Below are 24,690 nucleotides of genomic sequence, written 5' to 3' on the forward strand. Positions count from 1 at the left end.
AGACTGCGCCGCGCGTGCGGCAAGTGCAATGCTTGCGCCGATGCCTTCCTGATGAATGCCGGCCCTGCGCGGCCCCGACTCGGCGGCCGCTCATCGCCGCGAGTCGTCGCTCAGGGCGCGTTCGTCGCGGGTGGCGCGCCAGGCTCGGTCCGGTTACCCGCATCCAGCCTCTCGAGCAGCGCACGCGCCTCCGCATGCTCGGGGTTGGCCTTGATCACCCGCTGCAGCAAAGAACGTGCTTTGCCACCCTGGCCTTGGCGATAGCGCACATAGGCGAGACCCTCCGTGGCTTCCAGGTCATCGGGGTGAGCGGCTAACACTTCCTCGAAGTGATGTTTGGCCTGAAGCAGCGTTCGATCGTCCTGCGAGGCGTTGTGCCGACGAAGGGCGACGAAGCCCAGTGCGGTGGTTGCGCCCGGATGGCCCGGCGCGACGGACAGTGCGTGCGCAAACGCCGCGTCCGCGGCCTCCAGATCGTTCAGGCGCACGTGGTTGGATCCTTCGAGCAGCAGGGCGTTGGCGTCCTTGGTCTGGATCTTCGCCAACTCGCCAAGACTATCCTGGTAGCGTCCCTCCCGGTGGGCGCGACTGGCCTCGTCCAGCGCCATTCGGTCCGGCGAGCGTTCGCGCTTTACCGAGCCGGCGTAGGTCTCGCTGCTGGCAAAGTCCGCCAAGTGACGCTGCACGTTCTTGGCGCGATGCAGGCCCAGGTAGCAATGGATGTAGGCAGGGCCCTCCGCGCGCAGCGCCGCCTCGGCCGCCGCACGCGAGTTGGCTGCGTAGTCCTTTCCGAAGGTTTGGCCCAGGATGCTGCCCATGGGGAAGTTCTTCACCGTCATGCCATGGCGTGCGGCGCGCTCGCGTTCCTCCTCCAGAAGCAACCGCTCATAGGGCAGGTCGGGGTTGAGCAGGCTGACAATGGTGGTGACGCCGCGCTTTTTCAGGAACTCGAAATCGGCCTCGACCGGGTACGGGCCGAAGATGATGCGCTCGGCGGAGTCGGAGCGCTCGGCGCGCCATGGCTGCACCCATATGCTGGCCGGGTGCAGCAGCACCCAGGTGCCAAACGCACCAAGCAACAGGCATGCGACAACGGCAGCGAGCAGCAGCCTGGATCGGGTGATTCGAAGCATGGCCGGTTCGTCTCTGGGAAGTGTGTGCGGCGCCGAAGGACAAGTCCGGCAGGCAGCGTCGAAAAGCAGGGAGTGTGGCAAAACACCACGTCGAAAAAATTGCAACGGGCAGTTTTGCAAAATGTGACAAAAGCCGCAATAATTCCCATCGAAAGGGGGCGTTAGGTTGCTTCGCCGTATTCCGGGCCATGGGTCGCCGGTCGGCGTGTGCTGCCACTTCTCAACCGATCTTCAGCGCGGCCGCTCAGCATGCTGGTGCGGCGCCGCGTCTGTCGCGGTGGTCCCTGTCCGATGCACAAGATTGTGGGTGCGCAAAAGGCGGGTTTGGACGCCCGGCCTTTCCGCGCATTCACTGGTAATGCATGCGTGCGCGTGCGCACGCGGGTGGCAGGCGCGTGCGGGCGATGTCCGGCAGCCTTGGGGAGATGGTGACGATGGTGGGATTGGGTTTCCTGAGTGGCGCGGATGCGAAGGTCGTGTTTGCGTTCTGGCTGGGCGTCGTGGTGCTGGCGATGTCCTTGGCCACGATGGTGGTGATCCTGGCAATGCGGCAGTCGGTGCTGCGCAGGGAGCGCGAGCACCAGCGAGCGGCCAAACATTGGGGCCGGATCCTGGTCGACGTGGCCCATGGCGGCACCGCGGGTGCCGCCTCGCTGCCGGCCCGCGACGTCTCCGGGTTCATTGAGGCATGGAATGACGTGCACGCCAGCCTGCGCGGTGCGGACAACTCGGCACTTCAGGCCATCGCGCGCACGATCGGGCTGGAAAAGCGCCTTCACGCAGAGCTTGAGCACGGCAGCTTCCACGATCGCGTGGTCACCATCATTGCCTTGGGTTACCTCAAGAGCCGCGAGCACTTCGATCGTCTCGCGCGCTATCTGGATGACCGCAGCTCCATTGTGTCCCTGTGCGCCGCCCGTGCCCTGATGCAAATTGATCCGAGCCGTGCGGTCTCGCTGTTCGTGCCGCACATCGTCACGCGCAGCGACTGGTCGCAGGGCAGCGTGGCCGACATCCTTCGCGAGGCGGGACCTGACCGTGTCTCGCATGAGCTGGGCGAAGCCGTCCTGCGCGCCAATGCCGACGTGGCGCCGCGCTTGGTGCGTTTCCTGGCGGGCGTAAGTCCCCAGGAGGCGGCGCCGGTGATTCGCCAGATCGTGGCCACGTCCAACGATGACCATCTGGTTTCTACCTGCCTGCAGGTATTGGCCGAGCCAAAAGACCTGGACCTGGTGCGGTCACTGCTTTCGCACCCCCGTTGGCACGTGCGCATGCACGCCGCCACCGCGCTGGGCCGGTTGGGCACGCTGGGCGACGAGCAGCAGCTTCTGCCGTTGCTGACCGACGAACAATGGTGGGTTCGCTATCGCGCCGCGCAGGCGCTGGTCAAGTTGCCGTTCATGGATGGTACGGCCGTGCAGCGCATCCGCAATCGCCAGACCGACCGGTTCGCCAGCGACATTCTTGATCAGGTGATGGCCGAACAGCGCATGGGGGTGGAGCGATGAACGGTGGCGTCCTTCCTCCGGCACTGGTCTGGTTCCTTGAGGCGATCCAGTGGGTCTTCCTCATCTATTTCGTCTGCCTCAACGTCGGGTACCTGCTGCTCAACTACGTGTCGATGTTCGGCATCATCCGGCACATGCGCGAGCAGGGGGCGAAGTACCTGCCCAACAATTTCAGCGCTTACCAGCCGCCGGTCAGCATTATCGTGCCGGCCCATAACGAGGAGCGCACCATCGTCTCCTCAGTGCGTTCGCTGTTGAGGCTGAACTACCCCGACTTCGAGATCGTCGTCGTCAATGACGGCTCCACCGATGCAACCCTCGATGTCCTGGTCAAGGCCTTCGCCCTAGTCGAGTTCCCCGAGGCCTACCGCAAGCGCATCGACACCGAGCCGGTCAACCGGGTGTATGCATCGACCGCCTTCCCGCGGGTACGACTGGTCGACAAGCAGAATGGCGGTAAGGCCGACGCGGTAAACGCAGGCATCAATTGCGCGCGCTATCCGCTGTTTTGCGTGGTCGATGCCGACTGCATCCTGCAACACGACAGCCTGTCGCGCGTGGTCCAGCCGTTCCTGGAAGATGCGACCACGGTCGCGGCCGGTGGCGTGATCCGGATCGTCAACGGCTGCACGGTCAAGGATGGCTTCCTCACGGAAGTGGCGCTTCCGCGCAAGGCGCTGCCTTTGTTCCAGTTGGTGGAATACCTGCGTGCCTTCCTGTTCGGGCGTATGGGGTGGTCGCCAATGAACGCACTGCTGATCATTTCCGGTGCGTTCGGCGTGTTCTACAAGGAGCGCGTGATTGCCGTGGGTGGCTACCACCGGGATACCGTCGGCGAAGACATGGAACTCGTGGTGCGCATGCACCGCCAACTGCGCGAGGAAAAGCGGCCGTACAAGATCACCTACGTGCCTGACCCCATCTGCTGGACCGAAGCGCCGGAGGATTTCAAGTCGCTGCGCAACCAGCGCGTGCGCTGGCAGCGGGGCCTGATGGAAAGCCTGGTGCCCAATTGGCGGATGATGTTCCAGCGCAATAGCGGCCTGGTGGGTCGGCTGGCCTACCCCTTCATACTGCTGTTTGAAGGGCTGGGGCCGGTGGTCGAGGTGCTGGGTTACGTCGCGGTGCTGGTGTTGTGGGCCGTCGGACTGCTCTCCCCGGAGGCGTTCTTCGTCTTTCTGTTCGCGTCGGTGGGGCTGGGCATTCTGCTGTCGGTGAACGCGCTGCTGTTGGAAGAGCTTTCGTTCCACCTGTATCCGCGACCGACGCAACAGCTCAAGCTGTTCTTCGTCGCGATTGTCGAGAACTTCGGCTATCGCCAGTTGACGGCAGTCTGGCGATTGATCGGACTGGTGCGCTGGCTGACCCATCTGCGCGGCCGGGCTCGCTGGGGCAAGATCAAGCGCCACGCCAACTGGCAGCACGAGGCCGACAACGCGTCGCACGCGCCGGCGCATCCCCATGAGCCCCACCCGGTGCGACCTGTCCGGGAAATGGAAACAACCCCATGACGTCATCCACCCTCACACTTGCGATTCTGCTGGCCGCGGCGAACCCCGAGCCGACCCCCGTGCTACCCGCGGTGCCGACTCCGACTGGCGAGGCCGAAGAGGGTTACGAGGCGCAGTTGCGCCGCGCGCGCAATCTGGCCACCAACGGACAGCGTGAAGCGGCGCTGGCCCTGTACGCGAGCATGCTTGAGCGCTCACCTGGCAACTCCGACGTGCTTTTGGCTCGCGGACGCACGCTGGCGTGGATGGAGCAATGGCAGGCGGCCGAGGTCGACCTGCTGGCGGTCGTGGAAAAGTCGCCCACGTATGCCGATGCCTGGTCGGCACTGGGCGACATGTATCTGTGGAGTGATCGTCCCGGCCAGGCCGTGCAGGCCTATGCCCAATGGCAGGCGCTGGAACCGCAAGAGTCCGCCCCCCTGCTCGCGCGTGCGCGCGCCTACCGTTCGGCCGGTGACGTGGCGGCGGCTCGGGCGGATTTCGAGGCGGCCGGCGCCGTCGGTGCGGACCCGACGATGGTCGAGTCGTCGCTGCGTGCGTTGGAACCGAAAGCCGCCAACCCGGAGGCCATCGCAGCCGACGGGTATCTTTGGGCGGCGCGGTTCAACGTGGGCCGAACCACGTTCCGCCCGGAACGTGACGGCTGGACCGAGCAGTCGGCCTCGCTGCGCCGATACTTCCAGCGCGGTTCACTGGGTCTTGAGTGGCTGGGGGCGACCCGGTTCGAGCAGCGTGATGTCGCGTGGGCGCTGGATGGTTACGTCGACGTATGGTCGCGTGCGTATGCGAACCTGCGCTACCAGCATGCCCCTACGCCGGACCTGTTTCCTGACCGATCCTGGCGCGTGGAAGTGTTCCAAGGGGTGGGCCAGGGCTGGGAGCTGTCGGCCAGTTATGACCGCCTTGAATTTGGCGATTCGCCCACTGAGTTGTATGGCCTTGGTGTCGGCCGCTATGTCGGGGACTTCTACCTGCGTGGGCGCGCCTTGTACGTGCCTGACGTTGATTCGCATAGCCTCAGCTTCAGGGGATTGTTGCGGTACTACTTCGCCGGGAACGGCGATGAATACGTGGAGGCTGCGGCAGGCTCCGGACGCAGTACCGAACAGCGCAGTGGCGCGGGCGGCGTCATCCTGGACGACAGCAGTTCCTCGGCCAGCGTGGCCTTCGTCAAGTACCTCGTGCCGCGGCTGGGCTTCAAGGTCGGCGTGAACTATGCCGACAATGTAGACGGTTATTCCGAACGAGGTGTGTCGGCTTCGATTTACACACGCTGGTGACCAGGTTGTCCTGATGGATCGCGATACCGGTACGTCCGCGGGCGCGCACCGAACGCGTCGGGCCTTGGGCATCTTCGTGTGGCTGTTGCCGGCCGTGGTGCTGGCGATTGTTGTCGCCCACGCCGTTGAGCTGGTCGCAGCCACTCAGGCGGGCACCCGCCTTTACGCCCTCAAGTTGGTGGCGCCGGCGTTGTGGTCGGACCTGCTGACGACGGTCAAATGCCTCCCGGCCCTGTTCCTGCTCTCGCTGCCGGTGCTCGCGCTGGCCCGGGGGCGGTGGCAACTGGTGGGCCTAGGCCTGCTGTGGTCCCTGCCAGTGCTGGCGCAGGCGATGCTGGGTGAGTATTTCCTGACCACTCGCGTGCCGCTGGGGGCCGACGTCTTCGGCTACACATGGAGCGAGCTGCGCACCTCGGTACGCGCGGGAGCCGACGTCGGTCCGCGTGCCGTCACCATGCTCGTGCTGCCGCTGGCCGCACTGTGGGCTGGCCTGGTCTGGTTCGGGCGTCGGCGGCCCGCCAAGCCGCGCGCCGCGCCGGGTGTCGTGCTGTTGCTGCTGGGCACGTTGGGCGCATGGATCTTGCCTTCGCATGTGGACGCGCGCTATTTCCAGAGCGAAGACGGCTACAACCTGGCGCTTAACAAGACCGGGTTTCTGCTGGGCGAAAGTCGGGCGTACCTGCGCAGTAGGCAGGCCGATCACGCCATGTCGCCTCCGGCCGGAGCGCCTGCGGTCGTCGCGGCCCAGGTGCGGCCCGGGGCGGATCCAGAGCATCCGTTCTTGCACCCCGAACAGACGCCCGACACGCTGGGCCCACTGTTCGCGGCGAGTCCCGGCGACCCGCCGCCAAACCTGGTGTTCATCGTGGTGGAGGGGCTGGGCAGGACTTTCTCCGGCCCGGATGCCCGGCTGGGCAGCTTCACGCCATTCCTGGACGAGCTGGCCTCCCAAAGCCTGTACTGGGACAACTTCCTTGCCGTACAGGGGCGGACCTTCGGGGCGCTCCCGTCGATCTTCGGCTCGTTGCCGTTCGCCGAGAGCGGTTTCGCCGCGCTGCAGCAGCGCATGCCGGCGCACGCGACGTTGCTCAGCGTGCTCAAGCAAAACGGCTACTCGCATGCGTTCTACGCCGGCTTCGACCCGAACTTCGACAACGAGCGGCAATTCCTGCTGCGTCAGGGGGTGGGCCGGATCATCGGCCCGGCGAATTTTGGTGGTCACTACCGCACGGCCAACGAGTGGGGGTTTGCGGACGGTGATCTGTTCGAGCGTGTGCTGGAGGATCCGGTAGGGGCGACGCCCTCGGTAACGGTGATTCAGACCATCACGATGCACACGCCCTACACGTTCCCGGGGCAGGACAAATACGCGCAGCGGCTGGATCGTCATCTGGATGCGCTCGGCATCGGACCGGCACAGCGCGGGCGCTACCACGAACAACGGGCCATCTACGAGTCAATTCTCTACACCGATGATGCGCTGCGTCGTTACTTCGAACGCATGCGTGAGCGTCCCGAACATGCCAACACCGTGTACGTGGTCACCGGCGACCATCGCCTGCCCGAGATCCCGATGGATACGCGGATCGAGCGCTACCACGTACCACTGTTGATCCATTCGCCACGCCTGAAGTCGCCGCGGCGGATTCGTTCGGTGTCCTCGCAATTCGACATCGCACCCTCGGTGCTGGCATGGCTGGGCAAGCACCATCGCATCCGTTCGCCGGCGCGCGTGACATGGCTGGGAACCGGATTGGATGTCGAGCCCGGATTCCGCAACGTGCATGCGTTTCCGCTGAAACAGACGAAGACCAACCTGGTCGACTTCATTTCCGGAGCGCACTTCCTCAACCAGGGGGTGTTGTACGTGCTTCGAGATGGCATGGAGATCGAGCCGGATGACGATGCCGCTGCCCTGCAGCGGGTCAGCGCCGAGTTTGACGGCTTCCGCATGGCCAACGACCGCCTCGCGCGGAGCCTGGCGCTGGTGCCGCAGGAGACCCCCAAGATACTGGTGCCGTTCCGAGAGCAGGATCGCGTGTCGCTGCAGCCGGCAATGCCGATCGGGCTGTCCGTTGATCGGGTGGTGGTCCCGCCGCTGCCCCGGGTCGGACAGTTGGAAGTGACCGTTACGTTTGCCAACCATTCCGCCACGTCGTCGCCTCCGTTTGTGCCCCTAGTGGTGCTGGCCGATGCCGGGGGCCGTGAGGTGAGTGAAAGCTACGGACGGCTGATGACGGTGGCATCCGGCGGGCAGGTCGGCGTTCGCATCCCGCTCAAGTCCAAAGGCGTCGCCTCCGGCACGTATTCCATGGCGGTCATCCCATCGCATCCCGACACCGGTAAGCCGGTGGGCGCGGGCAAGTACCGAATTGCCTTGTCCCTTCAAGAGTGAGCGACCCATGAAGCCCGTGTGGCTGAGTCTCCTGCTGTGCTGCCTCGCTTGGCCTGTGGCCCGTGCAAAAGATGCGCCGCGTGCCGTGTGGACGTGGGAGAAGCCGTCGTTTGCGATGCTGGAATCGCCCGAAGTTGCGGAGGAGGCGCTGGCCTTCCTGCGCCGCAAGGGGGTTACGATCGTCTATCTTTACGCGGATTCGTTCGAGGGAAGAACGCCGGTCAGGGATCGGCCCCAGCTGTATCGCGCGTTCATTCGCCGCGCCCATGCGCGCGGCATCCAGGTCTACGCGCTGCTGGGTTCCTGGTACCTGCATACCGAGCGCTACGTTCAGCCCCGATACCGTCGTGAGGCCAGGTCCATGGTCCGCAGGGTGCTGGACTACAACGCCGGTTCCGCGCCCGAAGAGCGTTTTGACGGTGTGAACTACGACATCGAGCCACACTTGCTGGACGAATGGAGTGACGCGTCGCGCCCGCAACTGCTGCGTGGCTTCCTGGACATGACGGCTGACCTAATGGCGGAAAAGCGCAAGTCGGGTCAGTCCTTGCCCATCGGCCCGGCAATGCCGTTCTGGTGGGACGGCATCACGCTGGACTGGAGCGGTGCGCGCAAGTCGGTGGCCGAGCACGTGATCGATGCCACCGATTACGTCGCGCTGATGGATTACCGCAACCGGGCCGAGGGCCGCGACTCGATCCTCTCGCACGCCCAGGACGAGATGGACTACGCCGATCGGGTCGGCAAGCGGGTCGTCATCGGGCTCGAGTTCAATCCTGGCGAGCCGGCCAAGTTGAGTTTCCACGGCAAAGATGAGGCTGAGTTCGAGCAGGAAGCGGCCAAGGTCGAGAGGGCATTCGGTACCCGGCCGGCATTTGGCGGCTTCGTGTTCCATCACTACCTGGGTTACCGGCGCTTCGTTCACGAGCCGGCGCCAGCCGATCCGGTCGAGCCACCCTCACGCTAACGTTCGGATTGACCCGTCGCGTAATAATCCGCGCGCTCAAACAACGCCGGTTGGATCAGCTCGGTAAACGCCCGCGCCTGCGGAGACAGGTACTTGCCCTTGCGCACCACCACGCCGTAGCTGCGCGACGGGAAGTAGCGTGCCAGCGAGCGCGCCGCCAGCCGTTCGCGGTCGGCCTCGGTCAGGCAGATCGCCGTGACGATGCTGATCCCCAGCCCCATCGCAACGTACTGCTTGATCACCTCCCAGCCGCCCACCTCCAGCGCCACCGTGTAGGGCACGCGGTTCTGGTGGAAGACCAGGTCTACCAGTCGGTAGGTGGTCAGCCGTTGGGGCGGCAGGATCAGCCCGTAGGGCGACAGGTCGTGCAGCGTGAGGTCGTCCTTCTGTGCCAGCGGGTGGTCGCGTGGGGTGATCAGCATCGGCTCGAAGCGGTACACCGGCGCGTAGCTGAGGTCGCCGGGCACGTCGATCATCGAGCCCACCGCCAGATCCACCCCGTCCGAGCGCAGCAGGTCCAGCCCGCTGGCGCCCGTCACGTTGTGCAGGGTCAGCCGCACCTCCGGGTGGGCAGCGCGGAAGGCCTCCACGATCTTCGGCAGCAGGTAGAGGATGGTCGAAGTCCCGGCGGCCACGTTGAGCTCGCCGGCGTCCAGGCCGCGCACCCGTTCGCGGAAGGCGGCGTCGAGCCCGTCCATGCCTTCCACCAGCGGCCGGGCCAGTTCGTACAGCGCCTCGCCCTCGGCGGTCAGCGCCAGCCGGCGCCCGCTGCGCTCCAGCAGCCGCGCTCCCAGCTCCCGCTCCAGCGCCTGCAACTGCAGGGTCACCGCCGGCTGGGTCAGGTACAGCGCGTCGGCCGCCCGCGACACCGAACCCAGCCGCGCGGTCTGGCAGAACGCCCGCAACGGCTTGAGCCGGTCGCCCTTGTAGGCAAAACGCGGAGCCTTGGGCAGGCGGTCGGCCATTAGTTTCAACTATGTATTAGTTCCACTAATGATAAGCATTGAGAAAACTTGATTGTCAAATACAAGACGCCGGCGCATGTTGGTTTTGCATCGCAACAACGCACCACCCCATGCGAGGAGAGAGTCAGATGTCGGCAGTCTTGGCGGAACAACTGGAGCCCCGGAACGGGGCTGAGTCGGTCACCGGTATCGAGGTGACCGCCACCCTTCCGGGGCAGGAGACGCTGCTGACGCCGGTAGCCCTCGACTTCCTGGCCGGGCTGCACCGCCGCTTCGAGGCCGCCCGCCAGGCCCGCCTGGCCGCCCGCCGCGAGCGCCAGGCCTTCTACGACGCCGGCGGCCTGCCGGACTTTCGCCCCGATACCGCTGCCCTCCGCGCCGGCGACTGGCGCGTGGCTCCCATCCCGGCCGCCCTGCAGGACCGCCGCGTGGAGATCACCGGCCCGGTCGACCCGAAGATGGTGATCAACGCGCTCAACTCCGGCGCCAACTGCTACATGGCCGACTTCGAGGACAGCACCGCGCCGACCTGGGCCAACCTGGTCGCCGGCCAGCAGGCCCTGCGCGCCGCGGTGGCCGGCACGCTGGAGTACACCGCCCCGGACACCGGCAAGCACTACGCCCTCAAGCCCTTCGCACAGCAGGCCGTCCTGTTGGTCCGCCCGCGCGGCTGGCATCTGGACGAGAAGCACGTGCGCATCGACGGCGCCCCAATGTCCGGCAGCCTGTTCGACCTGGGCCTGTTCGCCTTCCATAACGCCACGGCGCTGGCCGCCAAGGACCGTGGCCCGTACTTCTACCTGCCCAAGCTGCAGTCGATGGAAGAGGCGGTGCTGTGGAACGACGTGCTCGACCACGTCGAGCGCGCCCTCGGCCTGCCCGCCGGCCAGTTCAAGGCGACCGTGCTGATCGAGACATTGCCGGCAGTGTTCGAGATGGACGAGATCCTGCACGCGCTGCGCGGCCGCATTGTCGGCCTCAACTGCGGGCGCTGGGACTACGTGTTCTCCTACATCAAGACGTTCCGTCGCCACCGCGACAAGGTGCTGCCCGAGCGCGGGCAGGTCACCATGACCCAGCCGTTCCTGCGCGCCTATTCCGAGCTGCTGATCCAGACCTGCCACAAGCGTGGCGCGCATGCGATGGGCGGCATGGCCGCGCAGATCCCGATCAGCGGCAACGAGGCGGCCAATGACGCCGCGCTCGCCAAGGTCCGCGCCGACAAGCTGCGCGAGGTCACCGCCGGCCACGACGGCACCTGGGTCGCACACCCGGCGCTGATCCCGCTGGCGCGCGAGGTGTTCGATGAGCGCATGCCGACCCCGCACCAGCAGCACGTCAGGCGCGAGGAGATCATCGTCACCCGCGATGACCTGATCAAGCCCTCGCGGGGCACGATCACCCGTCAGGGCTTCGAGAACAACGTCGAGGTGTGCGTGCGCTACCTCGCGGCATGGCTCGACGGCAACGGCTGCGTGCCCATCCACTGGCTGATGGAGGATGCGGCCACCGCCGAGATCGCCCGCGCCCAGCTGTGGCAATGGCTGCACCACGCCGATCCGCGGGATGACGGATCGCGCGGCCAGCCGCTGTGCCTGGACGACGGCAGCGAAGTGGACTTCGCGCTGCTGGAGCGCGCGCTGCTCAACCTGCCCGGCAAGCTCACCGACCGCTTGCAGATGCCCGGCGGCAGTCGCGTGGCCGAGGCCATCGGCCTGCTCGACCGACTCACCCACGCCGACACCTTGGAGGACTTCCTGACCCTCCCGGCCTACAAGCGACTTCCCTGATCCCACCGGCGCGCGGCGACCGGCAGGTGCGGACCCGTTTCCGCGCCCACGGCCCCGGCTTGCCTGATCGCCGGGTCCCGGTAGCCGCCGCACCCCGGCGACACCGCCTCCCCGCTATCCCGCCGGGGCCTGGCCGACCCGCCACACGCACCGCTTTCGCTTCACCCACCCAGGAAGACGCCATGTCTTTCCCGCCACGACCCCAGCCAACACCCTGAACCGAGGAACGCCGCCATGACCACCAAGCTCCCCACCGCCGACCAACTGCGCCAAGACTGGGCCACCAACCCCCGCTGGGCCGGCATCAACCGCCCGTATTCGGCCGAGGACGTGGTGCGGCTTCGCGGCACCGTGCCGGTGGAGCACTCCATCGCCAAGCTCGGCGCGGAGAAGCTGTGGAAGTCGCTGCACACCGAGGACTTCATCAACGCCCTCGGCGCGCTGACCGGCAACCAGGCCATGCAGCAGGTCAAGGCCGGGCTGAAGGCCATCTACCTCTCGGGCTGGCAGGTCGCGGCCGACGCCAACATCGCCGGCGAGATGTACCCCGACCAGTCGCTGTACCCGGCCAACTCGGTGCCGCAGGTCGTGCGCCGCATCAACAACACCCTGCTGCGCGCCGACCAGATCCAGTGCGCCGAAGGCAGCGGTGACATCGACTTCCTGCAGCCGATCGTGGCCGATGCCGAGGCCGGTTTCGGTGGCGTGCTCAACGCCTTCGAACTGATGAAGGGCATGATCGAGGCCGGCGCGTCGGGCGTGCATTTCGAAGACCAGCTCGCCTCGGTGAAGAAGTGCGGCCACATGGGCGGCAAGGTGCTCGTGCCGACCCGCGAAGCGGTCGAGAAGCTGGTCGCCGCGCGCCTGGCCGCCGACGTGATGGGCGTGCCGACCCTCATCGTCGCGCGCACCGACGCCGAGGCCGCCGACTTGCTGACCAGTGACATCGACCCCAACGATGTGCCGTTCACTACCGGCGAGCGCACCGTCGAGGGCTTTTACAAGACCAACAACGGCCTCGATCAGGCCATCAGCCGCGGCCTGGCCTACGCCCCGTATGCCGACCTGGTGTGGTGCGAGACCGGCAAGCCGGACCTGGAATTCGCGCGCAAGTTCGCCGAGGCGATCCACGCCAAGTTCCCGGGCAAGCTGCTCGCCTACAACTGCTCGCCGTCGTTCAACTGGAAGAAGAACCTCGACGACGCGACGATCGCCAAGTTCCAGAAGGAAATCGCCAGCTACGGCTACAAGTTCCAGTTCATCACCCTGGCCGGTTTCCACAGCCTCAACTACGGCATGTTCAACCTGGCGCACGGCTATGCGCGCCGCCAGATGAGCGCCTTCGTCGAGCTGCAGGAAGCGGAGTTCGCCGCGGCCGAGAAGGGCTTCACCGCGGTCAAGCACCAGCGCGAGGTGGGCACGGGCTATTTCGATGCGGTGACGCAGACCATCCAGGGCGGCAAGTCGTCCACCGTCGCACTGAAGGGTTCGACCGAGGAAGAGCAGTTTGACGAGGCGCGCGCCGCGGCGTGAAGCTGGGGCGGCGAATGTCGCGAGTGCGGCGGGGGGTTGCCCCCGCCGCGCAATGACCGAGGGCACGCAGGCCGGACGATCGTTCCGGCCTGCGTGAATTCAGGGCGCATCGAGACCTGCCCGCGCCGGAGTCGCGGCGTGCGCGGATTGCGGTAAGGTGGCGGCTTCGAAGCCGTCATGGGCAAGGGCGGGGGCCAGGTACATGGGAGCGGAAGGCGCGGCGGCAGCCGCGTGGCACCACCGACCGATCCGGTCGCCCGAATCCGGGCGCGAGGTGCGGCGCCTGGAATCGCTCTCGCCCGACGAGATGGCCCTGTTCGCCGAGGTGGGTCGCGTGCGCGCCATCCGTGCGGGCGAAGTGCTGTTCGGCCACGGCGAGCGCGGCGCCACGATGTACGTGGTCGTGCAGGGCGCCGTCGATCTGGACTTCGGGGATGGCCGCGCGATGAAGCGGCTGGGTCCCGCAGGCTACTTCGGCGAGTTGGGCCTGTTGCTGGAGGATCACGCACGCACGGCCAGTGCGTTGGCGCCCGCCGACGGAACGCTGCTGGAAATCCATCGCGAGGCATTTGAACGCCTGGTTGAACGCGAACCCGGCATGCTGTGCCAGTTCCTGCGTCGCGCGGTCATGCGCGTGATGCTCGGCGAACCTGCGCAGATTCATCGACGCCACCCGTCCCGGCGGGTGTTGGAGGCGGCGCTCGATCGCCTGCGCACTACCGCGAACCGCCTGCAACAGGCCGAAGTACTCATCCGCACCGACGAGCTCACCGGGCTTGCCAATCGCCGGGGGCTGGTCCGTCACTTGGTGGACCGCCGTCAGAGCGGCGCCACAACCCCGCTCGGCCTGTTATTGCTGAACTGCGACGGCTTCCAGCAGATCAACGACCGCCACGGCCGCAGCGCGGGCGACCGCGTGCTGCAAGGCGTGGCCAATCTGCTGCGTGCGGTCTCCGGGCCGGGTGACGTCGCCTGCCGGATTGGCGGCGACGATTTTGCCTTGCTGGTGAAAGCCTCCACCCGCGATGAGGTCATGCGCGTCGCCGAGATCGCACTGGCCACCGCGCACGGCCTGCAACGCATGGAAGACGAATCGCCCCTCATCTGCCGGTTCAGCATTGGCGCAGGCCTCGTGGCTGCGGACACCGACGTCAACGGCTGGTATGCCGGTGCCGATGCCGCGCTCTATCGGGCCAAGCGAAACGGAGGCAATTGCGTGGAATGGCAGGACCCGGCGCGGTGAGTCCAGGCGGTATGGAGGTCGATCCTGCTTCGTCGCCCTCCCCGTCGGGGGGCGGGGCCGTGCCGCAACTTCGCACGTTGCTGTTGACGGACTTGTGCGATTCCACCGCGCTCGTGCAGCGCTTGGGCGACGCAGCCGCCGCGAGGCTGTTCCGCGACCACGACGCCGTCGTGCTGTCGTTGCAGCAGCAATGGCGCGGACTACTGATCGATCGCTCGGACGGCATGCTGCTGCTGTTCGAACGTCCCATCGACGGCCTCGGTTTCGCGCTCGACTACCTCCGTGGCCTGCGTGACCTCGGCGCCGCGCACCAGGTCGACCTGAAGGCGCGTGCTGGGTTGCACGTCGGCGAGGTCCTGACCTGGCGCAACAGCGACGAAGCCGTGCGGGTGGGCGCGAAGCCGCTGGAGGTCGAAGGCCTGGCCAAGCCGATGGCCGGACGGTTGATGGCGCTCGCGCGGCCTGGCCAGATCCTGCTCTCCGCGGTGGCGCAGTCACTGGCCTACCGCGCCGCGCGGGAGCTGGGCGAGCGCGGTGCGGGCCTGCTATGGAAATCCCACGGACGCTGGCGCTTCAAAGGCCTGCCCGAGGCGCAGGAAGTTTTCGAGATGGGCGAGCCGGGGATCGCGCCTTTGCGCGCGCCGGCGGCCACGCCCAAGGCCTGGCGCGACATCCCGCTGTGGCGACGGCCGGCCGCCCTCGGGGCGCAAGCGGCGCTGCTGGCGGTGTTGGGCCTGGGCACCTGGTGGGTCACCCGGCCGCAGCCTGCCATCGCCTTCGGCAACCGCGACTGGGTGGTGGTCGCCGACCTGCGCAACCTCACCGGTAACCATGCCTACGATGATGCGGTGGAGGCGGCGCTGCGCGTCGCACTGGAGCAGTCGCGCCACGTGAACGTGGTGGCCGACGCGGCGGTAGACGACGCCTTGCGCGGCATGGGGCGTGATCCGGCCTCGGCCCAGATGGACCGGGGAGTCGCGTCCGAAATTGCGCTGCGCGATGGCGCGCGGGCGGTCCTGTTGCCGACCGTGGCCAACGTGGGCGGCCAATTCAAGCTGACGTTGGAGGTGGTGGACCCGGCCACCCAGACCACCGTGTTCACCGAAACTGCCAGCGGTCGCGGAGCCCGTGCCGCGGTCGAGGCGGTGGGCGAGGCCAGCGACGCGCTGCGCCAGCGCTTGGGCGAGGCGCTGGCCTCGGTAGAGGCCAGTTCGGTGCCGCTGGACCGGGCCACTACCGCCAGCCTGGATGCACTGCGTGCCTTCAGTCTCGGTCAGGCCGCATACGCCCGACAGGATCTGCCCGCTGCCGAGGAGCATTTCCGCCAGGCCCTGAAACTGGATCCCGGTTTTGCGATGGCGCGCATCGGGCTGGCGCGCATTGCGTATGCGCGCACCGATGTTCCGGTGGCGCTGTCCGAACTCACCCTGGCCCTGCACGACACCTCCCGGCTGACTGACCGCGAGCGCCTGTACGCCCAGGCGCAACTTGCGCAACTGCGGATGGATCGGGATGCGCTCGGCCAATGGCGTGCCTTGGCGAGGCTCTACCCCGATTTCCACGTGGCCGCATTCAATGCCGCCAACCTGTTGCGATGGGCGAATGACTACGCGGAGATGCGTGAGTTCGCCCGCAAGGCGACGGCGCGCCAGGCCGTGACCCGCCCGGCGGCCTGGCATTTCCTGGGCGTCGCCGATGCGGCGCTGGGGGATGCCGCAGCGGCGCACCGAGACTTCAACGCCGCGCGCCAGTCCGGGTTCCCGCCCGTGTTTGTCGAGCCTGCCTTGCTGGAAGCGGCGCAGCATCGCCACGACAAGGCCTTGGCCCTGCTGCAGCCCACCTCGCCGCTGCCGCCCCCGTTGGCCCTGGAGCAGCGCATCGCGCGGATGACGGTCGCAGCCGATGCCGGGCGCTGGCCCGAGGCCCGGCGGCTGGCGGACGCGTTGGCGGCGAACACGCAATCGCCGCGCCAGGCATTCGAATGGGCGGCGCGCGCGGCCATCCTGGCCGTGCGGCAGCGTGAGGCGCCGACCACCCGGTTGCGTGGCGAGGTCGACGCACTCCTCCGCGAAGCGGAAGTCGCGTTGCCGCAAACGGTGGGCCGCACACGTGAATCCGTGGCCGCGGCCGTGCTGTATGCCGGTTACGTGGCCGCCGGATGGGGCGATGCCCCGCGCGTGGCGCGTGCCCGTGCGCTGGCCGCCCCGGTGGTGAGCCACTCGCCGTTCCGCGTTCTGGCCAACCTTGACGCCTTGGCGCAAGCGCGACTGGCGCTGGCGCAGGGAAAATCTGAACGGGCGCGCGGGTTGCTCCGCCCCCATCAAGGTGACGACGCGCTCGTGTTGACCCACCACTGGCGGGTGCAGGCCCAGGGTGGCCCTGCTGCGTCGCCGCGATCGGACTCGGCATCGACTCCTGTGCGCATGCGCGCCTATGGTGAATGGGCCGCTGAGCGCCCGCCGGTCCTGGAGGTCCTGTTGCTGACGTCGAACGGGAAATGAGCCCCCGCGCGGCGCGCGTGCGCGGGCGTGCTGGTGCCGTGTTCACAGCGGGAATGCATCCCGCTACGGCAGCCATATCGGACGGGCGGGATGCGCATGGAGGCGCAGGGCCCTACCGAGACTTTTGGCATTCGACAGGCGACTCGGAACCTGCGTATCGTCAGACGTTCATCTCCCTCGTCGCGCCGGTGGCCTTCATGCGTTCTTCCGTGTTGCTCATTGCAGTCCTTGCGGCCAGTGTCGCGTCTTCCCTGGCGTGGGCCGAACCGTCGGCCAGCGGGTCGTCTCCCGCTTGGGCGCCTGCGTCCGTTCAGGACGCGCCGGCACCCGCCCCAGCCGCCGAGCCGGCCAAGCGCGAAGTCGCCCAAGACGAGCGAACGGTCTGCAAAGTCGAACGCACCATTGGCAGCAACCGCACGCAGCGCGTTTGTCGCTCGTCCGAGCAGATCCGCCGTGAGCGTGAGGCCGCGCGCGAAGCCATGGAGAAGCGTGGGGTATGCAGCACGTGTGGTGGGGACGGTTGATCCCCCGCGTGGGGACCGAGCGTCTTTCTGACCGGCGGCAGGCCGAAGCATTTACCCTTGAAGGCCTGCCGCGGTAGCCTCATCCAAGCCATTGTGGCTCGGCTTTTTTCAAGGAGGTGTGCCGTGGTAAGGAACGGTATGGCAGTCGGGTTGGCGTTCGTCCTGGCGGTGGTCGCAATGCCTGCCTGGGCGGTGGAGCAGGGCGACAGGCTGGCCCTCATACTTGAGCAGCAGCACGCCTTGAAGGCCAGCATCGACGCCGGCACGTCCGGGCTGTCCCCGCGTCAGGTCCGCGTCATTCGCAAGGAGCAAGGGGAGGTCTTCGCGATTGCCGGCAAAAGCGCGAGCATCGACCAGCTCAACATCCAGGAACAGATCCGCCTGGAGAACGCCCTCGAGCGCATCAACGCCAACGTCGTGGGCACGCGCGTGGCCCAGGAAACCCAGGACACCTGCTGGAGCGAGGCCAAAACCGGCTCCAAGATGAAGGTCACGCGGTGCGGAACCCAGGAAGAGCGTGACGAGGCCCGTCGCGGCGCGCGCGCCTGGATGGAAAAGCCCAAGATCTGCGTCCCCCCGGGTTGCGGCGGCTGAGTAGGGGCTCGGTGCGGCGCGCCTAGCGGGCCGCACCGCGGTCGACGCGCCGGTACCCGATCGCCTCGGTCAGGTGGTGCGTCTGGATGGCGTCGCTCGCATCCAGGTTGGCAATCGTGCGGGCCACCCGAAGCACCCGATGCACGGAGCGGGCACTGAGCTGGAGCCGGTCCGCCGCGGCATCCAGCAAGCTCTGGTCACTCGCCGACAAGACGCACGCCTGCCGCAATTCGGCCTGCGTCAGCCGCGCATTGGGCTGCCCTGCGCGCCCCAGCTGGACGTGCCGTGCCTGCGCCACGCGGGCCGCCACGGTGGCACTGGACTCGCCCGGAGCGGCGGAGGTGCGCAGTTCGCTCGACGGCAGGCGCGGGACCTCTACGTGCATGTCGATCCGATCCATCAAGGGGCCTGACACCCGGGATCGGTAACGCTCGATCGATTCCTCACTGCATCGGCAACGGCCGCTGGCGTCGCCGGCCCAGCCGCAGGGGCACGGGTTCATGGCGGCGACCAGCTGGAATCGCGCAGGAAACTCGACGCTCCTGGCCGCGCGGGAAACCGTCACCGTTCCACTTTCGAGGGGCTCGCGCAGCACCTCCAGCGCGACGCGGCTCCATTCCGGAAGTTCGTCCAGAAAGAGCACCCCGTTGTGCGCCAGGGACACCTCACCCGGCCGGGGCACGCCGCCGCCGCCCACCAGGGCGATCGCGCTGGCCGAATGATGGGGCGCGCGGAACGGCCTGATGCCCCAGGTGCGGGAGGCCTCCAGTGCGGAACCGTCGCCCCGTCCGGCCGCCGACGCAATGGCCGCGCTTTCGAGCGCCTCGTCGTGGGTGGGCGCGGGCAGCACCGGGCAGGCGCGCCGCCAGCATCGACTTCCCGCACCCCGGCGGGCCGACAAACAACAAGTGGTGTGCGCCGGCAGCCGCGATTTCGAGGGCGCGACGGGCATGCGTCTGGCCGCGCACGTCGGCCATGTCGGGCATGCAGTCCGCCCTGGGCGCGGCGGCGGCCAAGGCCGAGGGCAGGGTCTTGTGCCCCTTCAGCGCCGCGCAGACCTCAAGCAGCGTTCGGGCGGTCTGCACCCGCGCATGCGTGGCCAGCGCCGCCTCGGCACCGTTGGGCTGCGGTAGGACCAAGGCGCGTCCCGAGAGCGTGCTGGCCAAGGTCGCGGGCAAGGCGCCATCCACCGCCCGCAACTCACCGGTCAGGCCCAGTTCGCCCAGGAACTCCGTATCGGCAAGCGCCTGTTGGGGGATCTGTCCGCTCGCCGCGAGGATGCCCAGCGCGATCGGCAAGTCGAAGCGGCCATCCTTGGGCAGGTCCGCCGGCGCCAGGTTGACCGTGATCCGCCGCGCGGGAAACTCCAATTGCGAGGATTGCAGTGCCGCGCGGACCCGGTCCTTGGCCTCGCGCACCGCGGCGGCAGGCAGGCCGACAATGGACATCGACGGCAGTCCGCCGCCCAGGTGCACTTCGACCCGTACTTCGGGCGCACGAACGCCCGATCGCGCACGGCTGTGCACGATGGCCAGGTTCATGGCGCGGGCCTCAGTGGCGCGGCGTCGTGGCGTCAGACCCCAGGCGGGCCTCAAGGTCCTCGACGGTGCGCTGCAGCGCCTCCAGCTTCTCGCGGGTGCGCAGGAGCACCGCCCGCTGGACCTCGAATTCCTCACGCGTCACCAGGTCGAGCTTGGTCAGCCCGGTCTGCAGCACGGCCTTGAAGTTCTGCTGCAGCTCTTCACGTCCTTCGCGCAGGCCGGGCGGCACCAGGCTGCTGAGGCGGCGGGCGAGGTCATCAATCTGGCTGAGGTCGATCATGTGGGGTTCCTCCGGCGATACGTCCAGCGTGGCGGACCGGCCGGTTGGGCGCCGTCGGCGGATGCCTCGGCGTGGCGTAGGAAAATTCCTACCCTTGCGCCGGGATTTTATCCCACCGGCCACGGACGACGGCGTGGCGGGCCTTCGCGATATCCTGATGCATGGGGCGCCGGCCCCGGAATCGCGGGGCAAGGCCCGAAGGAGACAGCTCGATGAAAATGGTCATGGCGGTGATCAAGCCGTTCAAGCTCGATGACGTGCGCGAGGCGCTGGCCGATGCCGGCGTGGCCGGCATCACCGCCACCGAGGTCAAGGGCTTCGGCCGCCAGAAGGGCCACACCGAGCTATATCGGGGCGCCGAGTACGTGGTCGACTTCCTGCCCAAGATCAAGCTGGAAGTCGCCGTCACCGACGACCAGGTCGACGGCGTGGTCGAAGCGATCATGAAAGCCGCCGGCACCGGCAAGATTGGCGACGGCAAGATCTTCGTCTGGGACCTCAACCAGGTTGTGCGCATCCGCACCGGCGAGCTGGACGGCGACGCGCTCTGACCCCGGTTGACGGCCTGCTTCCGTCAGCCTTTCACCACCGCGATCGTTCAAACGCGGCAGAGGGGTCGACCCCTCCCGTGCTGGCATCGGTCAGACCTACCCCGGGCGAAGCCCGACTCGCGCCCACCAAAGGCAAAGCCCCGCCGGAGCGGGGCTTTTTCCTGCAGCGCGGGTCCCGTTCAGACCCTGCCTCGGCGACGCGGGGTTATTCCCCCAGCGCCTCCGCCACGAACGGCGGCAGGCTGGCCGCGCCCTTGTGGATGTCGGCGGTGTAGTACTTGGTCGCGAACGCCTTCGCGCGCGCATCGGCCTCGCGGAAGTCGAAGCCCTGGCCCTTGCGCGCCATCGTGCAGCTCCACCAGCCGGTCGGGTAGCACGGCTGCGGGAACGGCAGGGTCTGGAACGTGCTGAAACCGGCCTTGCCCATCTCGGCGCGCATCGCCTTGATCAGCTCCAGCAGCACCAGCGGCGACTCGCTCTGCTGCACCAGGATGCCGTCGTCCTTGAGCGCGCGGAAGCACGACTCGAAGAACGCCTTGTTGAACAGGCCTTCCGCCGGGCCGACCGGGTCGGTCGAATCGACGATCACGATGTCCAGCAAATTCGGCGCGCAGTTGGCCATGTACGCGATGCCGTCGTCGAACAGCAGCTCGGCGCGCGGGTCGTTGTTGCTGTCGCACAGCTCCGGGAACCACTTCTCGGCCATGCGCGTGACCTGCTCGTCGATGTCGCACTGCACGGCCTTCTCCACGCCCGGGTGCTTGAGCACCTCGCGCAGCGTGCCGCAGTCACCGCCGCCGATGATCACCACGTTCTTCGGGTTGGCATGGGTGAACAGCGCCGGGTGCGACATCATCTCGTGGTAGAGGAAGTTGTCGCGGGTGGTCAGCATCATCGCGCCGTCGATGAGCATCAGGTTGCCCCAGTCGGTGCTCTCGTAGATCTCGATCTTCTGGAACGGCGACTGCACCTCGTCCAGCTTCTTCGTGATCCGGTAGCCGATGGCCGAGCCGGAGGGCTCGAAGTTCTCGTAGTGCCAAGTGGTGTTGTCGCTCATGCCAGTCGGTCCTTGTGGGTGTGGGGCGGGCTGCACAGGGCAGCTTGCGGCCGGGCCGGGTGGGGCGTCAAAGACGCAGGGGTCACGGGGCGCCTTGCGGACGGGCCGTGCGAGGCCGCGGATTGTAGCGGACGCATGCCGGCGCCGCGATGAAGCCCCGGCAACGTCCGACTGGGAGCTGTCTGCCAGACTCCGGCCGATGGACGCGGCGATACGCCGCGCGGGGAGGTCGACGGCATCGCCCCAACCGGCACGACCATGGCCTCACAGACCCCCCGGGCCCCCGGGGGGTAGAATGCGCGTCCCCACACCCCTTGGTGCCACGCCGATGTCCGACTGGTCGATTGATCAGGCCCGCCAGACCTACTCGATTCCGTACTGGAGCGAGGGCTTTTATGACGTGGACGCGGCCGGTCGGATCACGGTGCGCCCGCGTGGCGAGGCCGGCCCCGCCGTCGCGCTGCCCGAGATCGTCGACCAGGCGCGCGCCAACGGTGCCAAGCTGCCGCTGCTGGTGCGTTTCCCGGACATCCTGGGCGCGCGCCTGCGCAAGCTGCAGGGCGCCTTCGCCGGAGCCATGGCCGAGTGGAATTACCCGGGCGGCTACACCGCCGTGTACCCGATCAAGGTGAACCAGCACCAGGGCGTGGCCGGCACGCTGGCGCAGATCGGGGCCAATGCCGCCGACGCCCCGGCCAACACCGGCTTCGGCCTGGAAGCCGGTAGCAAGCCCGAGCTGATGGCGGTGCTGGCGCTGAGCCAGCCGGGCGGGCTGATCGTGTGCAATGGCTACAAGGACCGCGAGTACATCCGCCTGGCGCTGATCGGGCGCAAGCTCGGCCTCAACACCTGGATCGTGGTGGAGAAGCCGTCCGAGCTGGCGCTCGTGCTGGAAGAGGCCGCGGCGCTGGGTGTGAAGCCCGGCCTGGGCGTGCGCATGCGCCTGGCCAGCCTGGGTGCCGGCAAGTGGCAGAACAGCGGCGGCGACAAGGCCAAGTTCGGCCTGTCCCCGCGCCAGGTGCTCGACCTGTGGAAGCAGCTGCGCGACGCCGGCATGGGCGATTGCCTCGGCCTGCTGCACTTCCACATGGGCAGCCAGATCTCCAACGTGCGCGACATCGCCAACGGCATGCGCGAGGCCGTGCGCTACTTCGTCGAGCTCTCGGTGCTGGGCGCCAAAGTGCAGTTCATGGACGTCGGCGGCGGCCTGGGCGTGGACTACGAAGGCACCCGCTCGCGCAGCTACTGCTCGATCAACTACGGCGTCGCCCAGTACGCCAGCACCATCGTGCAGCCGCTGGCCGAGGCCTGCGAGGAGTACGGCCTGACCCCGCCGCGCCTCGTCACCGAGTGCGGCCGCGCGATGACCGCGCACCACGCCGTGCTGGTCGCCAATGTCTCGGAAGTGGAGAAGGCGCCCGAAGGCCGCGTGCCCGAGGCGCATGACGACGAGCCGGCCGTGATCCGCCACCTGCGCGAGATCCATGCCGAACTGGGTGCGCGCCCGGCGGTGGAGTTGTTCCACGAGGCCGTGCACCACCACGGCGAGGGCCTGTCGCTCTACGCGCTGGGTCAGATCGACCTCGTGCACCGCGCGCGCATCGACGACCTGTTCTACGCCATCGCCAACGGTGTGCGCGAGCGCCTGCACCCGGGCGAGAAGAGCCACCAGGCGGTGCTCGATGAGCTCAACCAGCGCCTGGTCGACAAGTTGTTCGTCAACTTCAGCGTGTTCGAGTCGATGCCCGACGTCTGGGCGATCCAGCAGGTGTTCCCGATCGCGCCGATCGAGCGCCTGGACGAGGCGCCGACCCGCCGCGGTGTCATTGCCGACCTGACCTGCGACTCCGACGGCCGAATCGACACCTACGTGGAGAACGAGACGCTCAACACCTCAATGCCGGTGCATGCACTCCGGCATGGCGAGAGTTACCGCCTCGGCTTCTTCATGGTGGGTGCGTACCAGGAGATCCTGGGCGACATCCACAACCTGTTCGGCGACACCGACGCGGTGGAAGTGCGCGTCGATGGCGATGCGGTGAAGCTGGTGCAGCAGCGCCGCGGCGACGCCACCGACGTGATGCTCGACTACGTGGGCTACAAGCTGGACGACCTGCGCGCGGCCTACCGCGCCCGGGTGGCCGCCGCGCACCTGCCGAGCGACGAGGCCGAGCGCCTCAACGCCGCGCTGGAAACCGGGCTGACCGGCTACACCTACCTGGACGACGCGCCGCTGGCCTGAGCGCGCCGTCCGAAGTTCACCCTTGGCGCCGCCGGGCGCCACCCCACCAGGCGCCCCTTGGGCGTCGACCGCTTGAAGCACCGCCACGCCCAGCGCAGGCGGTGCACCGAGGAGGGCGCCACTGCAGGCGACCGCTTCGTTTCCCACCGGAGGCAACACCATGAGAGTTGGATTCATTGGCCTGGGCGCGATGGGCGCGCCGATGGCCCGCCACCTGCACGCGAAGGGCCTGCTGACTGCGGTCGGCAACCGCACCCAGTCCAAGGCCGACGAACTGGCCGCCGAGCTGGGCGTGCGCGCGGCGCGTTCCACCGACAACTTCGCCGATTGCGACGTGGTCGCTTTGTGCGTGTCGCTGGACCATGACGTGCTCACCAACGTGGAAGGCCTGGCCAACGTGCTTCGCGCCGGTACCGTGGTCGTCGACCACTCCACCGTGTCGGTGGAGACCGCGCGCCGTGCCGCCGCCATGCTCGCCGCGCACGACATCGCCTTCATCGACGCGCCGGTGTCCGGTGGCGTGGAAGGCGCGCGCAACGGCAAGCTGTCGGTGATGCTCGGCGCGGATGAGTCGGCGCTGGAGAAGGCGCGCCCCGCGATCGAGGCGTACGCCGCACGCATCACCCACATGGGCGGGATTGGCGCGGGCCAGGCCACCAAGGCGATCAACCAGGTGCTGGTGGCCGGTATCAACGAGGCCGTGTGCGAAGGCTTGGCCCTCGGCGAGAAGCTGGGCTTGGATCCGGACAAGCTGCTGCCGACGCTGATGGCCGGCGCGGCCAACAGCTGGTTCCTGGAAAAGCGCGGCGCCACCATGATGCGCGACGAGTTCACGCCTGGCTTCAAGTGCGTGCACATGCTCAAGGATCTGCGCATCGTGCAGGGCATCGCGGCGAGCGCCGGCATCCGCACCACCGCGATCGATCAGGCAGCCGCGGATTACGCCGAGCTGGTGGAGCGCGGGCAGGGCGAGGCGGATACCTCGGCGCTAATCACGCTTAAGCGCGAGAAGCCCGCTCAAGACTGAGCGGGCGGAGGGCGGGGCAGGGGGCTTTCTGATCTCAGGTCGAGCGGA

18 protein-coding genes and 1 pseudogene are annotated in these 24,690 nt (G+C 67.7%); 14 read left to right on the plus strand and 5 right to left on the minus strand.

Annotation, left to right across the window (positions count from 1 at the left end; all coding sequences use genetic code 11):
• Positions 1 to 110: 110 nt before the first annotated feature.
• Positions 111 to 1,133 (minus strand): tetratricopeptide repeat protein, encoded by a 1,023-nt coding sequence (locus ACYVBS_RS04760; RefSeq protein ID WP_460822123.1) that lies wholly within the window; start codon positions 1,131 to 1,133, stop codon positions 111 to 113.
• 404 nt (positions 1,134 to 1,537) lie between these two features.
• On the opposite strand from ACYVBS_RS04760, the gene ACYVBS_RS04765 reads away from it, so the two are divergent.
• The 5 genes from ACYVBS_RS04765 to ACYVBS_RS04785 are packed head-to-tail and all read left to right on the plus strand — an operon-like array spanning position 1,538 to position 8,794.
• A complete protein-coding gene (locus ACYVBS_RS04765) occupies positions 1,538 to 2,641 on the plus strand; it encodes a HEAT repeat domain-containing protein (RefSeq protein WP_460822125.1) in 1,104 nt (367 codons plus the stop codon).
• A complete protein-coding gene (locus ACYVBS_RS04770; protein ID WP_460822126.1) occupies positions 2,638 to 4,152 on the plus strand; it encodes a glycosyltransferase family 2 protein in 1,515 nt (504 codons plus the stop codon). The genes ACYVBS_RS04765 and ACYVBS_RS04770 overlap by 4 nt, the downstream gene beginning before the upstream one ends.
• Entirely contained in the window at positions 4,149 to 5,432 is a 1,284-nt protein-coding gene (locus ACYVBS_RS04775) for a YaiO family outer membrane beta-barrel protein (protein ID WP_460822127.1), read from the plus strand. The genes ACYVBS_RS04770 and ACYVBS_RS04775 overlap by 4 nt, the downstream gene beginning before the upstream one ends.
• A gap of 13 nt (positions 5,433 to 5,445) precedes the next feature.
• On the plus strand, positions 5,446 to 7,827 hold the full coding sequence (locus ACYVBS_RS04780) for an LTA synthase family protein (protein ID WP_460822128.1): 2,382 nt from the start codon (positions 5,446 to 5,448) through the stop codon (positions 7,825 to 7,827).
• Between the two features lie 7 nt (positions 7,828 to 7,834).
• Positions 7,835 to 8,794, plus strand: coding sequence for a hypothetical protein (locus tag ACYVBS_RS04785; protein WP_460822130.1), 960 nt, complete (start codon positions 7,835 to 7,837; stop codon positions 8,792 to 8,794).
• On the opposite strand, the gene ACYVBS_RS04790 is transcribed toward ACYVBS_RS04785, so the two are convergent.
• Positions 8,791 to 9,747 carry a LysR family transcriptional regulator gene (locus ACYVBS_RS04790; RefSeq protein WP_460822186.1) on the minus strand — a complete coding sequence of 319 codons (957 nt, stop codon included), beginning with the start codon at positions 9,745 to 9,747 and terminating at the stop codon, positions 8,791 to 8,793. The genes ACYVBS_RS04785 and ACYVBS_RS04790 overlap by 4 nt on opposite strands.
• A gap of 140 nt (positions 9,748 to 9,887) precedes the next feature.
• Here ACYVBS_RS04790 and aceB point away from each other — a divergent pair, with 140 nt between their 5' ends.
• From aceB to ACYVBS_RS04820, 6 genes are all read left to right on the plus strand, one after another.
• A complete protein-coding gene (gene aceB / locus ACYVBS_RS04795; RefSeq protein ID WP_460822131.1) occupies positions 9,888 to 11,549 on the plus strand; it encodes a malate synthase A in 1,662 nt (553 codons plus the stop codon).
• Positions 11,550 to 11,783: 234 nt separating this feature from the next.
• The gene (aceA, locus tag ACYVBS_RS04800; protein ID WP_460822132.1) at positions 11,784 to 13,082 is read left to right on the plus strand and encodes an isocitrate lyase; all 1,299 of its coding nucleotides are present in this window, start codon (positions 11,784 to 11,786) and stop codon (positions 13,080 to 13,082) included.
• Positions 13,083 to 13,284: 202 nt separating this feature from the next.
• The gene (locus ACYVBS_RS04805) at positions 13,285 to 14,325 is read left to right on the plus strand and encodes a GGDEF domain-containing protein (protein ID WP_460822133.1); all 1,041 of its coding nucleotides are present in this window, start codon (positions 13,285 to 13,287) and stop codon (positions 14,323 to 14,325) included.
• A 59-nt stretch (positions 14,326 to 14,384) separates the two neighbouring features.
• On the plus strand, positions 14,385 to 16,826 hold the full coding sequence (locus ACYVBS_RS04810) for a putative peptide modification system cyclase (RefSeq protein ID WP_460822134.1): 2,442 nt from the start codon (positions 14,385 to 14,387) through the stop codon (positions 16,824 to 16,826).
• Between the two features lie 197 nt (positions 16,827 to 17,023).
• The gene (locus ACYVBS_RS04815) at positions 17,024 to 17,350 is read left to right on the plus strand and encodes a hypothetical protein (protein ID WP_460822136.1); all 327 of its coding nucleotides are present in this window, start codon (positions 17,024 to 17,026) and stop codon (positions 17,348 to 17,350) included.
• A 138-nt stretch (positions 17,351 to 17,488) separates the two neighbouring features.
• Complete coding sequence (locus tag ACYVBS_RS04820; RefSeq protein ID WP_460822137.1) at positions 17,489 to 17,944, plus strand: hypothetical protein; 456 nt, start codon at positions 17,489 to 17,491, stop codon at positions 17,942 to 17,944.
• 22 nt (positions 17,945 to 17,966) lie between these two features.
• On the opposite strand, the pseudogene ACYVBS_RS04825 reads toward ACYVBS_RS04820, so the two are convergent.
• Positions 17,967 to 19,485, minus strand: a pseudogene (locus ACYVBS_RS04825) (YifB family Mg chelatase-like AAA ATPase).
• 10 nt (positions 19,486 to 19,495) lie between these two features.
• Positions 19,496 to 19,765 (minus strand): ubiquinone biosynthesis accessory factor UbiK, encoded by a 270-nt coding sequence (gene ubiK / locus ACYVBS_RS04830; protein ID WP_460822138.1) that lies wholly within the window; start codon positions 19,763 to 19,765, stop codon positions 19,496 to 19,498.
• A 212-nt stretch (positions 19,766 to 19,977) separates the two neighbouring features.
• On the opposite strand from ubiK, the gene ACYVBS_RS04835 reads away from it, so the two are divergent.
• Positions 19,978 to 20,316, plus strand: a complete 339-nt coding sequence (locus tag ACYVBS_RS04835; RefSeq protein WP_036138106.1) for a P-II family nitrogen regulator — start codon at positions 19,978 to 19,980, stop codon at positions 20,314 to 20,316.
• Positions 20,317 to 20,521: 205 nt separating this feature from the next.
• Here ACYVBS_RS04835 and speE read toward each other — a convergent pair whose 3' ends face one another.
• Entirely contained in the window at positions 20,522 to 21,373 is an 852-nt protein-coding gene (speE, locus tag ACYVBS_RS04840) for a polyamine aminopropyltransferase (RefSeq protein ID WP_460822140.1), read from the minus strand.
• Positions 21,374 to 21,701: 328 nt separating this feature from the next.
• Here speE and speA point away from each other — a divergent pair, with 328 nt between their 5' ends.
• Both speA and ACYVBS_RS04850 read left to right on the plus strand, forming a co-directional pair.
• Positions 21,702 to 23,615 carry an arginine decarboxylase gene (speA, locus tag ACYVBS_RS04845; protein ID WP_460822142.1) on the plus strand — a complete coding sequence of 638 codons (1,914 nt, stop codon included), beginning with the start codon at positions 21,702 to 21,704 and terminating at the stop codon, positions 23,613 to 23,615.
• A gap of 160 nt (positions 23,616 to 23,775) precedes the next feature.
• Complete coding sequence (locus ACYVBS_RS04850) at positions 23,776 to 24,642, plus strand: NAD(P)-dependent oxidoreductase (protein WP_460822143.1); 867 nt, start codon at positions 23,776 to 23,778, stop codon at positions 24,640 to 24,642.
• Positions 24,643 to 24,690 lie beyond the last annotated feature (48 nt).

It is taken from the genome of Lysobacter olei (assembly GCF_054777355.1).